Origin of the sequence: Paenibacillus sp. 23TSA30-6, from assembly GCF_014858585.1 — a bacterium.
Lineage (GTDB): Bacteria > Bacillota > Bacilli > Paenibacillales > Paenibacillaceae > Paenibacillus.
Window position 1 is genome coordinate 57,782 of the sequence record NZ_SLTL01000027.1, and the last position, 14,781, is coordinate 72,562.

Genomic DNA, 14,781 nt, shown 5'->3' on the forward strand with positions numbered 1-14,781 from the left:
TCTTGCAACGGCTTATTTCACTTTCCTTTTGAGACTTTTTCACACCAGGGCTCAAATTCCTCAAACAAACAGAAGGAATACTGTTCCTATTGGCATATTTCACTCACAACAGTTTTCTTACTTTCCCATTACGGCTGTAGGAGTGTGGTTTGTCTTTCAACTCATATTTCCATAGCTGGGTGTATCCGGTATCGCCGTGCATCCCTTATCAGAGTCTCGCAAACAACTAGTTTAATACATTCTGTGTATCTTGAGCAGTTACTAGGGTGTATTCAAACCTAAGCAAGCCAGATCATAATCGAGGCCAACGTCAAAAAAGCCTTGAAGGTACACGTCAATTTATCAAAGCGAGTCGCTAGGCGACGGTAGTGTTTGGTTTTGTTGAAAAAGCACTCCACTAAATGCCGTTCTTTGTAGATTGCTTTGTCCCATTTTCGCTGTACTCGACGGTTTTTCTTGCTGGGAATCACTGGAGTCGCCTCTTGCTCTTCTAGGAGTTGGAGAATCCGGTTCGTGTCATATGCCCGATCGGCCAGCACTTGTTTTTGGGTTAAATCCATCGACTTCAGCATTTCATAGCCCATGACCGAGTCGTGACGTTGTCCGGCCGTCAACTCTAAGCGCAACGGATTGCCTAAAGCATCCATGATAGCGTGAATTTTAGTGGTCAGTCCGCCTCGGGATCTTCCTATGGCCTGGAGATACCGCCCCCTTTTGCTCCGGCTCCATGCTGATGAACACGAACAATGGTCGCATCAATCATTACACTTTCGAAGTCAGGTTCCATCGAAACGTGTTCTAAAACCCGATCCCAGATACCGGCAATTTTCCAGCGACGAAACCGGGTGTACACCGAGGACCAGGAAGGATAATAGTCTGGCATATCTCGCCATGGTGCCCCGGTACGGGCGACCCACAGCATCGCGTTGAGCATCACCCGGTTGTCTGTTCCAGGTCGACCTCCTTGTTTTTTCGTTCCGGTGGCAGCACGTCTTTGATCTTTTTCCACTGATCATCTTAGATTTCGTATCGTCTCTTCATACTTCTTAATTTACCACGATTTAACTTTGTTTTGTAGTTTGAATACACGCCCTAATTTATTCTGTTTATTAATTTTCTTCGTTGTCGTTTCGTTTACACTACATCATCATCTCCTAAAATCACTTTAATTTACACTTTTTTTGTGTTTCCACTCCTTTTATATACTTAATTTGGATGGGCTAACTCGATTCTTTAATATAAATTGGATATCTTCATCATTGTGTACTTTTCTCCACGTTCTGCTTACACTATCAAACATTTTGATGATTTTCCCTGGGTTCCCGGCTACAACACTGTAATTAGGTACATCTTTATTAATAAAGGAGTTTGCCGCTACTATGGACCCTTTACCTACTCGGACATTTCCAACAATAACGCTGTTAATTCCTAACCATGATCCTTCGCCGATAGAAACTTCGTTCGTCTCGGAAGATATCCCTTGATGCATAATAGGGATTGCAATATTTTCATATGCATGTCCACAATCCGCAATGTATACATTAGCACCAATCAGGACATTTTGTTCAATATGCGCTCTATTGGAAACCGAAATAGTAAAGTTTTTTCCAATCTGGCAACCATCATCAATGATAATTCCGGGTTTTTTTTTATAGTTTTGATTAATAACTATATTTAACCAACAATCTTTTCTAATCATGACATTATTGCCAATAGAAATTCTTTCAGCACCAACAATTTCACACCCTTCTCCAATAGATACATTTTCACCCAATTTATAAAATGTAGGTCTTTTTAAAGTTTCTGAAATAGAGATTTGGTTATACTCTGATGATCCTTTAGTTTTTTTTTCCTTTTGCATACTGCAATTATATACATTGGCTGCGCATTCTTCACATCTTTAAGTGAGATCAACTCGTGTTTTTCAGTTTGTTCGACTACTTTGTCAGGTGCAAATTTTCTATTTAGCTGACGGGCTTCTCTCATAACATGATAGTAGTAACTATCATAGTCATTGATATAGCTTTGACCAAAAACATCCAATATATCATACTCGTTCATTAATTCACCGATAAACTCCGTTATGTTATATTCAAAACAGTGGTGTTGATTCAAGGGTTGTTCTTCAAAGTAGTTACCGGGGTTGGTAATAGAGCGATTAGGAGTCGATACTAGGAAAAGGCCATCTTCCTTAAGTAATCTGGCAGATTCCTTAATCCAATCGGCTCCATTGGCAATGTGCTCTATGGTTTCAAAAGAAACGACCATATCGAAGGTCTCATCTTTAAATGGTAATTTATTCACATCACCATACATAAAGTTGATATTGTCAGCATGATAAGTCTTTTTTGCATTGTTCACACTATCTTGATCAATGTCCACACCCACAACCATTGCTGCTCCAGCAGATTTCATCATTTTTGAGCCATATCCCGCTCCACAAGCAGCATCAAGTATTATTTTATCTTTGGAATATTCACAAGCTAATTCATATCTGCGCAAATGTTCTTCGAGCACATTGCTAAAGTTGTCCTTTACGTCTTGATTAATGACTAATCGTTCTCCTGTAAAGCTGATATCATTCTGTTCCATGTTTAAAATATTTTGAGAACCGCTTTTTTTCTCTACGGCAATTGCATTCGTTAATTCTTTCATTAGGGCCAAAGTATCATCACTATTGTCCTGTATTTTTTTAGCATAGCTTAAAGCAAGGTCTATTTCACCGAAATGAGATAGAATACTACTTAAATTAAATAAGGTTCCCTTATGAAAGGGGTCGAATTCAAGAGATTTTTGAAGTACAGGTATTATATGGTCAAACACACCATTGTTGAAACCTTCAACAGCTAGATAGTTTAGAATATCTATTTTATTAGTTATTTCATTTGAGACGGCTTTAAAAACTTTTTCTAATACATCATCTTTTTGTATGCCACTGAGTAGTTTAGCAACATTACCTTCTGTTAATAAACCATTATCAAGTTCTAACAGAATATTAATCAATTCTTTTTGTTCAGCTAAAGTCATAAGGAACCTGCTCTCTATAAGTTTTCATACAAAGACTAAATTATCAAACAATATCCTTTTGAAAGGAGGCTTTTAAGAACCTATTCAGATTCAGAGTAATTTTTAGATGATAATTAACTGATTCAAAATAAATATAAACAAAGATAGCAGTAGAACATCTTATATATTTATATCAGACTCTTTCTTTAAATACATTGAAAATCAGCCCATATTTTATCTACTATACTTTTTTTAGGGTCTGAGCTGCTGAAGTGTATCTGAAAATTCCTTATTCCATATAATTAATCAAGATTGTATTAACTCAATAAGTTCAGCGGTTTCAGGATCGTAATCCTCAATTTGTTGAAGATAGTGCAATGATAAATTATTATCACCAGCTTTATACAATAAAAAACCTATATTGTATAAAGTTTCTTTATCAAGTTTATTTAATTCATACGAGGCATAAAACAGAGGAAAGACATGATCAAATAATTCGGCCTTGTATAGTGCTGTTCCCAATATGTTATACATCGTTTGCTTATTTACAATCACCGACTTTTCTATCTCTTTAATGATATCTACGTAAGTTATGTTATTCATAGTAATCAAATTTATAAATTCAATTAGAAGCCCTTTCGGATAATTTTCGTCCTCCAATCTGAGGAGGATTTTTTGCAATATATCATTTCTATTGTTATTAAAAGCCTTTACAACATATTGATGAGCCTTGTATTGTTCTACCGAATGGTTCCCTAATTTATTCAAATTCTCAATATAACTTTGATCTAAATCAGAAATTGGTAGCGTAATACTCTGATATTCCATATGTTCAAATCCTGCTTCCGTGAACATCTTATCAATTTCACGGAGGCTAAAAAATCTAATATGAGAGTGGGCCAGTAAACCATTATCTGTATAACTCCACTGACCATTTAACATAGATTTAATAATGCTATAGTGCATTACGTTATAAATACTAGCTAATATCTTCCCGTTCTGTTTTAGCTGCATTTTTAATTTTTTCAAAAAGCCCCATGGATCTCTTAACTCTTCGAATGTATTTGAAAGAATAATATAGTCAAAATAATTTTTAGGATAATTCAATGCCTCTTCGACACCTGCAACCCGAACTTCTGCAATTTCACATGCAAAAGCTGCCGCAAACTCATTTGCCTCTAATCCAAATAATTCTACGTTTTCAATCTTATTTTTAATTTCCAAAAGAGTTCCGCCACACCCACAGTTCACTTCTAAAACTCTAATAATATGTCCTTCTTTTGGCTGTTCTATAAAATTGCTTAATTCACGCCTTATGTTACTCAGATCTTCAGATCTAAAATTCCATTTTTCTTTAAACTTACGCTTATTTTTTTCCAACAGTTTTGTATACGATCCATTAGCCTCTCCAAAAGTTATAGAACCGTAATGGTGAATAAATACATCCTTACATAAAATCAACTTATATCCAGATTGGATAACCCTACAAGAATAATCATCATCCTCATAATTACCTGGTGTAAACATTTCGTCCAATAAACCCACTTTGTCAACCACTTCCCGTTTAATCACCATGCAGAACCCAATGAGTCTTAGCCTTTGCTCCCATTTAATATGATCAGGGCGGTTATACCGAGTTGCAAAAGCTAACATTTCATTTTTTGATTGATAAACAACAGGTATAGCTTGATAATTAGACGCACTATTGGTGACAGGACCGACTGCTCCAGTATCCTCAGAACTGTATAAAGCATTTAGTAAAATATCTAGCCATCCTGGTGTTACCACCACATCATTATTTAAAAGAACAATATTGTCTCCTTGTGCAACTTCAATACCTTGATTGCAGCCCTTAGGAAATCCTAAATTACTTTCATTACATATATCAAAAATATCATCCTGACTTTGAATCCATTCTTTTGTCCCATCATTTGACGCATTATCGACTACAATAATCTCATAAGTACCTTGATCTGTATAATCGCGAATACTTTCTATGCATTCTTTTGTATATTCTAATTTATTATACGTTAATATTATGATGCTGCTTAGCACCTCATCACTTCCTCCAAGTAAAGTTTATAAAATCGTTTACTGTATCCAGTTGAAAGATCTATTGCCTGCTTCAGGCCAGTTGGTCTCCTGAGCAAATCGCAGAGCGGCTCTGGCAAGAAGGAGAACATGTGGTGTGCTTTAAACCATCTATTGCTGGCTCTATACCAGCCGCCTAATGAGAGGGGCCCTGAAGGTGCTCCGGCACAAAGGCAAGCGGCAGCAGCCTGCGGAAAAACGAGGAACGTTCTCCGTAGGCAAAACCATCTCCCAACGCCCGAAAGAAGCCCGTTCTCGGGAAACGTTTGGACATTGAGAATGGAACACCGTGATCTCAGGGCGTGGAATAAGCAAAGACTGTGTAGCCATATTCGTGGAACGCAAGACGCGTCTTTACACCGCGATTCAGATGCCCAATCGCACAGCGCTATCCATGGAGATTGCCTTTGGCGTAGCCCTTCCCAGTACCCTGCTGGAGTCTTCCAAACAGCCACCGCTGACCGTGGCAAAGAGTTTGCCTGTTATGCGAGTCTGGAGGCCACCCATGGGGTACATATCTATTTTGCCGATCCGTAATTCCTCTTGGCAACGAGGCTCCAACGAAAACGCTAATGGCTTGCTGCGAGAGTTCTTCCCCAAAGGGACGGATTTCGCTCAAGTTACGGATGAAGTCCTATAGAAAGCATTCTATCTCATCAATCACAGACCACGAAAATGTTTGGGGTGGAAAACGGCTCACGAATCCTTTTTAGAGGAACTGTCGCACTTGGCTTGACAATCCGTCAAATAAAAATAAATTTTTAAATTTCATAAAAAGTGAATCTCTTAAAGCTCATTCTAAAACCCACAAACAGAGAGGGAAACTCTCTTTTATACTTTCCTTTATAATGTACTGATTTTCTTTATCGTCCAATTTCTCAAATAGCATATAGCACCTTTCATATGAACTATACTCAGGGCAAAGCTCCAATAGTTTACTATAAAAAAGCTGTGCATCCTCTAAATAGTTCAGCTTATAACACATATCTCCCAGCAATTGTATTACCTTTATATTATTAGCGTTAGTTTTGAATATTTTAATTAGTAAGTCAATAGCCACTTCATAAAAACCGTATTTAATTATCTTCTCTATTACGCTACAGTTAAAATTTATAGAACCTAGCTCGGCATAATTGAGAACACACTGAAAAACTTCATATTCTTGTAATACAAGTAAATTCTCAATTATCTTCGCCAAAATATTCTCTATATAACTCGAAAATTTCAAATTTCTTAATTCTTCATTTAGAATTATAGTTCGGAGCATTTTTGTCTCTCTCATGCTTAAGTTTAGATAAGAGAGTGATAATTCAAATAGCTCTAAGTCTTTCAAAATAAACGCAAGTAACAAGATATCTTCGCCATTTTCATGAGTAATTTCTACCATTTTAATCCACAATAATTTTGCTTTTTCATATTGTTTATCGTATTGGGTAGCCACTGCGCTTATTTTTGCTTCAACTTTAATTTCATATTCATTTAAATACCTATTCAAGATAGGATGTCTCATTATATAGAGTATTTCAATTAAAAGTTGAAGTTCTTCGACTTTTGACATTTTATATATCTGACTAAAATTTTGGTAGACGTCCTCAAGTGGAATGTTGGCCATTGTAACAATTTGAAAGTACTTTGATATTCCTACGGCAAAGCTTTTACTATCACGTACAGCATCTATAATATGTTCGTAACTTTCTGATATACGGTAGCTCTTCTCATATACCTCAGCTAGCCTAAAATGTGACATATAACCACCATTACCTTCAGTAATGGTTATTCCTTGATCTCCGAGACTAAGACAAGTTTCAAAAGTTTTGATGGCATCTCTGAAATAGCCGAGCTCCAAAAAAAGAAGAGCTTGAGTATGCCGTAAATCAGTTTCATTTGGAAACAAAGTAGCTGCATCATTAATTATCTTTAGAGCTTCATGTTCACGCTTTAAACTAACTAAACAACTACTTAAATTCATCAAAAGATCAGGCATAATAGTTAGATTTTTACTCAAAGGATATGCACTTTGAAAGTAATGAATAGCCTTTTCATACTCTTCGACCCACTTGTAAGTTCTACCCATGTTAAATAAATTATAGGCATTCGGGTTTTCCTGTACTTCCCGCAACATGAGGGGAAGATTTCTTTTCTTCTTGTCTCGATCTTCCATCATATCATCGGTATAACCCGTATGTTGCAATGCTGAATTACCGAAGTCATTTGTAAAAACTTTGTCCTCAACTAATATATTTAAATGCTCGTGGAGACGATTTTGAAAAAACAACCCTTTATTATTAGCAAAAAGTCGTACAGCAATATGAGTTATTTTTCTCCCCTGTGATAAAATATTATGAATTTTCAAAAAATACCAATCTTTTTCTGTAGAGATATCATCTTGCAGGTTGGAACCTTCTTCCAAATATTCATCTGCATCCATTACCAAAATATAATCAGTGGTAGCATATTTAATAGATTCATTTCTGGCAGCTGAAAAGTCATCAATCCATTTGAAACTGTACACATCATTAGTATATTCTTTAGCAATACCTAAAGTATTATCAGTTGAGCCCGTATCTACGATAATAATTTGATTTACTTTGTTCTTGACACTGTCCAAGCATCGTCTTAAGAATTGTTCTTCATTTTTCACTATCATACATAATGCTATCGTTTTAGACATAAGTTTAGGTTTTCCTTTCACCACTAAATAAATGCTATTACTCTTTATATCGGTTATATATTAGAGAGTAGTTAGTGCTAAAAAGAGGAATTATAAGGAATTAAGAGGAATTCCGCAAAAAGAAAAGCCTTCGCCTAAATAGGCGAGGGCTTTTTAATACTTTAAGGAATATATTAATCTTAGCGAAGCAATTGAAGTACAGCTTGTGGTTGTTGGTTGGCTTGAGCCAACATCGCTTGGGAAGCTTGAGCAAGGATGTTGTTCTTCGTTTGGTTCATCATTTCTTTCGCCATATCTACATCACGTACGCGGGATTCAGCAGCAGACAGATTCTCGGAAGTGGTTCCCAGGTTGTTGATCGTGTGTTCCAAACGGTTTTGGTTTGCACCCAATTTAGCACGCTCAGAAGATACTGAAGCAATAGCTGTGTCCAAAGATGCAATCGCCGCATTCGCACCTGTTTGAGTGGAAATATCAACTGTATTAATTGCCAATGATGTAGCACCCATATTTCCAATTGACAATGTAATTGCTTGGCCTGCGTTAGCACCAATATGGAACACTGCGCTACTAACACCAGCTCCATCCAACAATTTCTTAGTGTTGAATTCAGTATCAGTGGAAATACGATTTACTTCTTTTGTCAATTCGGCTACTTCCTTTTGAAGCTCTTTACGGTCAGCATCTGTATTCGTATCATTTGCAGATTGTACGGACAATTCACGAACACGTTGCAGAATGCTGTGTGTTTCGTTCAGTGCGCCTTCAGCTGTTTGGATCAAAGAAATGCCATCTTGAGCATTTTTGGAAGCCATATCCAAACCACGAATTTGACCACGCATTTTTTCGGAAATTGCCAAACCAGCAGCATCGTCACCAGCACGGTTAATACGAAGACCGGAAGACAGCTTTTCGATTGCTTTGTTTGTGTTAGTAGTGTTTGTGTTCAATTGACGGTGAGTGTTCATTGCAGCGATATTGTGATTGATAATCATTTTAAATTTCCTCCCTGAAGGTAAATGTCCCACATCCATGTGGTTTATTGTTGTTACAGCTATCCGTTGAAGTCGGCCGCCCCTCCGCAATAGCTTGTACTATATATATCGACAATCTCGCCGATCTTTTAATAGCATTTTAGGATTTTTTTTTATTTTTCGTTATTTTTATTTATCAAGCTTCGCAAAGCATCCAAATTCGACTGTGTATGGGCTGCAGATTCACGATTGGACTCTTGAATGGACAAGTATATCTCCTTACGGAAGATATCCATCTGCTTGGGCGCTGAAATCCCTATACGGACGGTATCCCCTTCTACTCCAAGTACGGTAACCTCAATGTGATCCTGTATGATGATGGATTCACCTTTCTTACGCGAAAGTACCAGCATGATTATTCACCTTCCTTTGAACGGATGGTTTCGTCTTCCTTGGTGGGCTGCAATGGATGCTTCGTTTGATATGTGGTCTGGTGCAAAATAACCTGCTTGGCCTGCCTATTATCTGGATTGAATACCAATGGTGCCAATAGATTGATCGTTGAGTTTTCTACCTGCTCATGTAATGTTAGTATGCTGCGAACGACTAAATTAGATCCAATCTCCAGTTCTTCCGTTTCACTATCCGGCAGTTCGAACTCGTATTCAGGATAAAAAATAAAAGGGTCCACTAAGACAAAAGATAGTTCTTTCTGCTGAAGGGACTGGAGATAGTAAAAGGGTGCCTCGTTTTGATCAAGCAACACAAATTCAATCGTCTCCTCAAACCCCGGGATTCCTTTTTCAAAACGATATACTTCTTTTTCATTAACTTCAATGTCACCCCAAATAGATGTGGATATAATCACAAATATTCCTCCAATATTTAATCAGATTTATACATTTTGCTACAAAAAAAAGGCTATAGACGGCTTGAACAACTCCTCTATAACCTTAACTTATTTTACATCGTTACATCAATTTCAGGCGGAATATAGGCCACTGATGGATACTGCTGCATATAAATCTCCAGTTTTCCTGGAGTATACTCAATCTCGGGACGATTAACGGTCACATGCATTTCCGATACAGCAGGTGTATATGTAATATCAGGTGCACGCGTTTCAACATGAATATCCACATTATCCATGGATGCAGCCCCCCTGAATTCAGGAAGAACATGAGTTTCTGTATCCTCTCCAAAAACATTGGCTACTGTATTCCCAGGAATATGAATCGCCGCCATTCGGTTACCTTGCTCCACTTTATGCGCAAGAGCCTGTAAAAATATCTGTGGCACCCCTGAATAAATTCGATTATTCATCTCAAGGTAATTACCACCGTTATAGGCAGAGAAGGCTGCACTTTGATCTATGGTCAGTTGAGGCTTATACTGGTGAATTTCCAGTTGAGCACGTCGTGTCGTTAATTCTATATCTGCCGAGGGCTGTCGAATCGAATACTGCCCTGGGTCTGCATCAATGTGCAGGATAGCCGGAGTTTGCCGGATCTGAAGCGTCGGAATGATGGCCACTATACCCCCTCCTTAGCCTACCTTAAGAAATCCATTAATGATGGGGATATTATCTTCGCTCCTGCTGACAAAGATGCATTGTAAATGTTTTCTTGAATCTTGGAATTCATCAAAAGCTCGGCGTAATCTGCATCTTCCGTTTTCGATTGCAAGTCCGTTAAGTTCACTTCCAGATCGCTTAAACGGCTCTGCATCAGCTCAACACGGTTGGATTTAGCACCCATTTCCGACCGGACCTTCAGCATTTTATCCACCCGTGAATCAATATTAGCTAATTGATCCCCGCTTGCTTTAATATCACCACTTGCCAAAGCTGCAGATAACTGATTAAAAATAGTAAATAAATTATCGGTATCCGTGCTCGTTCCTACGACTTCATTACCAGTAACATTAATGGGCAAGGCAACATTTTCACCCACTATAAAATTAACATTACCAGTATCCGTAACAACGGATGCTGCTCCAGACGTATCATGTGTATTATCAGCATTCAAAGGAAGATCGTATGGTTTCTTGTCATAGGTTTGACCATTAAATATATATTTACCGTTCAGTTGGCTGTTCACAACATCAATCATCTGTTCCTTAAGCTGACCAATTTCTTTGTTAATGCTGTCAAGAGCAGACTGTGGATTGGTTCCTGTAGAAGCCTGGACCGTCAGCTCCCGTACTCTCTGCATAATTTGGCCCGCCTGATCCATCACCGTATCATTAAAATCAAGCCACGACACCGCGCTGTCTACGTTCCGTTGGTATTGTTCATTTGAAGATAATTCAGATCGATACCTCAAGGAATACGTAATACCTACAGGATCATCAGAGGGCTTGTTCAGCTTGCGTCCGGTAGACAACTGGTTCTGCGTATTATTCATACGCTCGGAATTCCGATTTAAATTCAGCAAAAGCTGTGAGCTCAGCATATTGTTAGTAACTCGCATAATCATGTCCCCCCGTAATTAAATACCCACTTGTATATAAAAACACAAGATATTTAATCCCCATTCTTATCTTCCCACTACACCTGTGGAGTTAATTAATTTATCCAATAATTGATCGAATGTGGTCATAAACCGAGCAGCGGCGCTGTAGGCATGCTGAAACTTGATCATATTGGACATTTCTTCATCCAGCGAAACACCGCTCACGGATTGGCGCATAGTTTCCACCTGAGATACGAGGGCTGTCGAGTTTTGTGTCTGTCTTGTTGCCTCTTGAGCCTCTATCCCCAACTGACCAACCATAGAACTGAAAAAGCTATCAATAGTAGCCGTATTCCCCGTAGAAACAGAAGTGAAATTGTTTAATTTCAAGTTGGCCATCAGGGATGCCAATGTATTATTACCTTTAACCAATTCCTCAGTAGGAGCAGTACCTGTTACACGAAGGGATGCTGCAATGGCGTTAGGATTATCGGCTATAGCGGTATTTAACGTGATGTTGCCTGCCGTTATCGTCCCGCCATTATTTGAAGCTACAAAAAAAGGTTTACCTGCAACCATATTACCGTTAGCATCCTTATCCTCTTGGGTATAACCCAGTTGATGCAGACCATTAAGACCTTTAACCGTAACTGTTAAATCCGATTGAAGTGTGCGGTTGGTCCCTGTATAAGTCACTCCGTTCAGTACAGTGCCTTCTGGCAATACCGAGCCTTTAGGTAGCGTTACAGAAATATTACCGGTCGCCAATGTGTTGGCGAGGTTATCCATTTGGGCAGTATAATCTGCTACAAATCGATCTCTGGAGAAAATCATTCCATGTACTTCGCCACCTTGCAAATCATTGGAAGCAAAAGCAGCTTGTAAAAAGGCGCCGTTAATTCCAGTAGTCGGTGTAAATCCGGCTACTAACGCTTGACCACCCATATTGACATTGTAACCTTGATCGGTATCAGTCACCGTTACATTAACGATTTTTGAAATTTTATCGACGATCAAATCACGCTGGTCACGAAGATCGTTAGCGTTATCCCCCAAACCTTCAATTTTAGTAATTGATTGGTTCAGATCCGCTATGGAGTTTACATAGCTTTGTAGCTCACTAGACTTAGCCTCCACATTCGAGGTTAAATCCGCAGATAAATTACTTAACTGTTTACTCATATGATTCATTGCATCAGTCAACGCAAGCGCATTTTCTTTAACAATAGTTCGTGCGGTTACACTTTCTGGGTCTTTGCTTAAATCAGACCAAGATTTATAAAAGTTATCTAACACCTTTCGAATCCCTGTGTCAGACGGCTCGTTCATAATCTGTTGTAGCTTATCAAGTGTGTTACTTCGAATCGTCCAACTGCCCAGCTCAGTATTTTCTCCGCGATACTGACTGTCCAAGAACTTCTCACGAATGCGTTCAATAGCATCAAATTCAACACCTGTTCCCAACTGACCAGGCACATTAGAACGGTTAATACCATAAGCCTCCATCGGGATAGAAGCTCTCATCTTAACCGTTTGCCGTGTATAGCCTTCTGTGTTGGCATTAGCTATGTTATGTCCTGTTGTATTTAAAGCTGCCGTTTGTGTAAAAAGGCTTCTTTTGGCTGTTTCTATGGAATGAAATGTGGATGGCACTCTATTTTCCTCCTCGGTTCAAGCCTTAGTGTCGAACAATCCAGGTCGTGCGAGTTGATTACTTTTCTGATCCGGGTGCATATAAGTCATCTCCTGATTAGGACGACCTACAAGTAGATCTAACGAGTAGTCAATAAACACCAACGATTGCTCGATGAGCTTTTGATTGATCGCATTAATTTCCTTTAATTCTGAAAGGGTGTGGGATAAGCGGCTCTGGACACTGAGGAGTTTGTTCTTATCTTCAGGATCAAAGACAAGACGTGCCAGCTCGGTTATAGTCAAGTTAAGCTGAGACTTAATACCACGTTCACGAAGAAGCTCATACGAAACCTCCATACGAGCTTCCTCCAGCTGTTCTACCTGTTTAAGGAGTCTGGACTCCTGGCTCAAATGCTGAACCAGGCTGTCCATATCATTTTCCATGATAATCTTTTTTTTACTATGCGCCAGTTCCAACAAGATAAGATGCTTTTGGTCTAGTTGCTCCAGCACATCAATCAATCGCTCTAAAGGCATATTCCTTCACCTAGCTTTCGGAAGATTGCTTGAAGTAAGGTAACAGCTTCTCTGCAATCTTATCGGCATCCACACGATAGGTTCCAGAAGCTACTTGCTGCTTAAGCTCCTGAATTTTCTTAACGCGGTCTGCATCACTGCTGCGGTTCAGCATTTCCATTGCTTCCGGAGAAATCGAAACCTCGTCCTTGCGGCGGGACTTCTTTTGCTCCTCTTGACGTCCTGTTTCAATATTTCGCTGATATGGATTAATAGCTCCGATGCGGTTGGTCTCGTTAATTTTCATAACTTCCACCTTCCTTAGTTATTTGATATGGTCAGAATGTATCAGACGACATAGCGTCGAACATGGTTCGTATTATGCCTTACTTCTTTATTTTGTGCATGGTTGCTAAAAATAAAAAAACCGATAAGCTCTATAAAGATTATCGGCGGTATTTGAAACTTTTTGAATAGCTGAATACGTTTTTAATTCCCCTGTACTACTTTCCACGAAGTTTATCAATCGCGCTGTAGGTACCTGAGCCCATATTATTACTTTGATCCTGATTACTACTTTCGCGTACAGCCTGATGCAGGTCTTTAGTCAGACGTGTTCGACAAGAATCGCACATATGCCCTTCACGAATCGGTATCCCGCATACCTCGCAAGGATACGTCATATTGGGCGCATTAGCAATGGAAATACGTCCCTCACGTATAAATGTTGTGATTTGCTTTACGGATACCTCAGTAGCCTCTGAAAGCTCATGCATATGAATGCCCTTATTTTCACGTATATGTTTGACACAACGTTCGTATTCAATTTCAATTTCTTTAATACAGTTCTGACAGATTCCCCTGACGTTCTTAATAAACAGCTTTCCACAGCGAGGACAGTTATCCAAGTTCATGCTCTGCAGCGCCCCTTTCCTGTTTCCGGTCTCGTTTTAGTGTATCCTTACATTACCTTATATCTAAGAGCCTCGTCTAGCGAATATTTTAAAAAAAGAGTGATAGATTTTACACAATTGCACATTTTGTACGATATCATAATAAAGGTACAGAATTCTAATGTACTCTGTATTAAGAAACGCAACAAGAAAACCAAGCATTTAAATCCCACACCAGCTAATGGGCCATAACCTAACATTAAAATTTTTCTTACATATATATAATGATATGCAATTCGTATGTAACCCAAGGAGACAAATGATTTCTGCCAGATCAATCCTATTGCATGTGTCTATTTATCGTCATACAACGCTCAGGTTTTTAGATTAAAATAAAAGCTTCTTCGCTAAAGTGAATGTTAGATGTCTGTTTAATAGAGAAAGTGTCCATACTGTCTAGTAATAAATAGGAAGAGGACGGGATGGAACATGTGGACCCCATTAAGCAAAAAGGATAATCTAATGAATGATGTGTTCAAGTT

Annotated in this window: 13 protein-coding genes and 2 pseudogenes; 1 reads left to right on the forward strand and 14 read right to left on the reverse strand. The window is 38.6% G+C overall.

Annotation, left to right across the window (positions count from 1 at the left end):
• Positions 1-278: 278 nt before the first annotated feature.
• From E0698_RS20890 to E0698_RS27525, 4 genes and pseudogenes are all read right to left on the reverse strand, one after another.
• Positions 279-999 (reverse strand): annotated as a pseudogene (locus E0698_RS20890) (IS5 family transposase).
• A gap of 199 nt (positions 1,000-1,198) precedes the next feature.
• Complete coding sequence (locus tag E0698_RS20895; RefSeq protein ID WP_192512799.1) at positions 1,199-1,861, reverse strand: acyltransferase; 663 nt, start codon at positions 1,859-1,861, stop codon at positions 1,199-1,201.
• The gene (locus E0698_RS20900) at positions 1,795-3,027 is read right to left on the reverse strand and encodes a class I SAM-dependent methyltransferase (protein WP_192512800.1); all 1,233 of its coding nucleotides are present in this window, start codon (positions 3,025-3,027) and stop codon (positions 1,795-1,797) included. Before E0698_RS20900 ends, E0698_RS20895 begins: the two co-directional genes overlap by 67 nt.
• 285 nt (positions 3,028-3,312) lie before the next feature.
• Positions 3,313-5,061 (reverse strand): glycosyltransferase, encoded by a 1,749-nt coding sequence (locus tag E0698_RS27525; RefSeq protein WP_192512801.1) that lies wholly within the window; start codon positions 5,059-5,061, stop codon positions 3,313-3,315.
• Between the two features lie 68 nt (positions 5,062-5,129).
• Here E0698_RS27525 and E0698_RS20910 point away from each other — a divergent pair.
• Positions 5,130-5,833 (forward strand): annotated as a pseudogene (locus E0698_RS20910) (IS30 family transposase); the annotation flags it as partial.
• Positions 5,834-5,890: 57 nt separating this feature from the next.
• Here the strand turns inward: E0698_RS20910 and E0698_RS20915 are convergent.
• The 10 genes from E0698_RS20915 to E0698_RS20960 all read right to left on the reverse strand — a co-directional run bounded on the left by E0698_RS20915 (position 5,891) and on the right by E0698_RS20960 (position 14,260).
• Positions 5,891-7,768 carry a glycosyltransferase family 2 protein gene (locus tag E0698_RS20915; RefSeq protein WP_192512802.1) on the reverse strand — a complete coding sequence of 626 codons (1,878 nt, stop codon included), beginning with the start codon at positions 7,766-7,768 and terminating at the stop codon, positions 5,891-5,893.
• A gap of 179 nt (positions 7,769-7,947) precedes the next feature.
• On the reverse strand, positions 7,948-8,763 hold the full coding sequence (locus E0698_RS20920) for a flagellin N-terminal helical domain-containing protein (RefSeq protein WP_192512803.1): 816 nt from the start codon (positions 8,761-8,763) through the stop codon (positions 7,948-7,950).
• Positions 8,764-8,915: 152 nt separating this feature from the next.
• Positions 8,916-9,155 (reverse strand): carbon storage regulator CsrA, encoded by a 240-nt coding sequence (gene csrA, locus E0698_RS20925; RefSeq protein WP_044648598.1) that lies wholly within the window; start codon positions 9,153-9,155, stop codon positions 8,916-8,918.
• A 2-nt stretch (positions 9,156-9,157) separates the two neighbouring features.
• Positions 9,158-9,610: a flagellar assembly protein FliW gene (gene fliW / locus E0698_RS20930; RefSeq protein WP_044648599.1), complete on the reverse strand. Its 453-nt coding sequence runs from the start codon at positions 9,608-9,610 to the stop codon at positions 9,158-9,160.
• A gap of 95 nt (positions 9,611-9,705) precedes the next feature.
• The gene (locus E0698_RS20935; protein WP_192512804.1) at positions 9,706-10,275 is read right to left on the reverse strand and encodes a DUF6470 family protein; all 570 of its coding nucleotides are present in this window, start codon (positions 10,273-10,275) and stop codon (positions 9,706-9,708) included.
• A gap of 17 nt (positions 10,276-10,292) precedes the next feature.
• Complete coding sequence (flgL, locus tag E0698_RS20940; protein ID WP_192512805.1) at positions 10,293-11,213, reverse strand: flagellar hook-associated protein FlgL; 921 nt, start codon at positions 11,211-11,213, stop codon at positions 10,293-10,295.
• 66 nt (positions 11,214-11,279) lie between these two features.
• Positions 11,280-12,848, reverse strand: coding sequence for a flagellar hook-associated protein FlgK (gene flgK / locus E0698_RS20945; protein ID WP_192512806.1), 1,569 nt, complete (start codon positions 12,846-12,848; stop codon positions 11,280-11,282).
• 18 nt (positions 12,849-12,866) lie between these two features.
• A complete protein-coding gene (locus tag E0698_RS20950) occupies positions 12,867-13,367 on the reverse strand; it encodes a flagellar protein FlgN (RefSeq protein WP_192512807.1) in 501 nt (166 codons plus the stop codon).
• 10 nt (positions 13,368-13,377) lie between these two features.
• Complete coding sequence (gene flgM, locus E0698_RS20955) at positions 13,378-13,653, reverse strand: flagellar biosynthesis anti-sigma factor FlgM (protein ID WP_013312286.1); 276 nt, start codon at positions 13,651-13,653, stop codon at positions 13,378-13,380.
• 196 nt (positions 13,654-13,849) lie between these two features.
• Complete coding sequence (locus E0698_RS20960; protein WP_044648603.1) at positions 13,850-14,260, reverse strand: TIGR03826 family flagellar region protein; 411 nt, start codon at positions 14,258-14,260, stop codon at positions 13,850-13,852.
• Positions 14,261-14,781 lie beyond the last annotated feature (521 nt).

Coding starts and splice junctions, on each gene's coding strand:
- E0698_RS20895 (WP_192512799.1), bottom strand. CDS start 1,861: ATGCAAAAGGAAAAAAAAACTAAAGGATCATCAGAGTATAACCAAATC.
- E0698_RS20900 (WP_192512800.1), bottom strand. CDS start 3,027: ATGACTTTAGCTGAACAAAAAGAATTGATTAATATTCTGTTAGAACTT.
- E0698_RS20915 (WP_192512802.1), bottom strand. CDS start 7,768: ATGTCTAAAACGATAGCATTATGTATGATAGTGAAAAATGAAGAACAA.
- E0698_RS20920 (WP_192512803.1), bottom strand. CDS start 8,763: ATGATTATCAATCACAATATCGCTGCAATGAACACTCACCGTCAATTG.
- csrA (WP_044648598.1), bottom strand. CDS start 9,155: ATGCTGGTACTTTCGCGTAAGAAAGGTGAATCCATCATCATACAGGAT.
- flgL (WP_192512805.1), bottom strand. CDS start 11,213: ATGCGAGTTACTAACAATATGCTGAGCTCACAGCTTTTGCTGAATTTA.
- E0698_RS20950 (WP_192512807.1), bottom strand. CDS start 13,367: ATGCCTTTAGAGCGATTGATTGATGTGCTGGAGCAACTAGACCAAAAG.
- flgM (WP_013312286.1), bottom strand. CDS start 13,653: ATGAAAATTAACGAGACCAACCGCATCGGAGCTATTAATCCATATCAG.
- E0698_RS20960 (WP_044648603.1), bottom strand. CDS start 14,260: ATGAACTTGGATAACTGTCCTCGCTGTGGAAAGCTGTTTATTAAGAAC.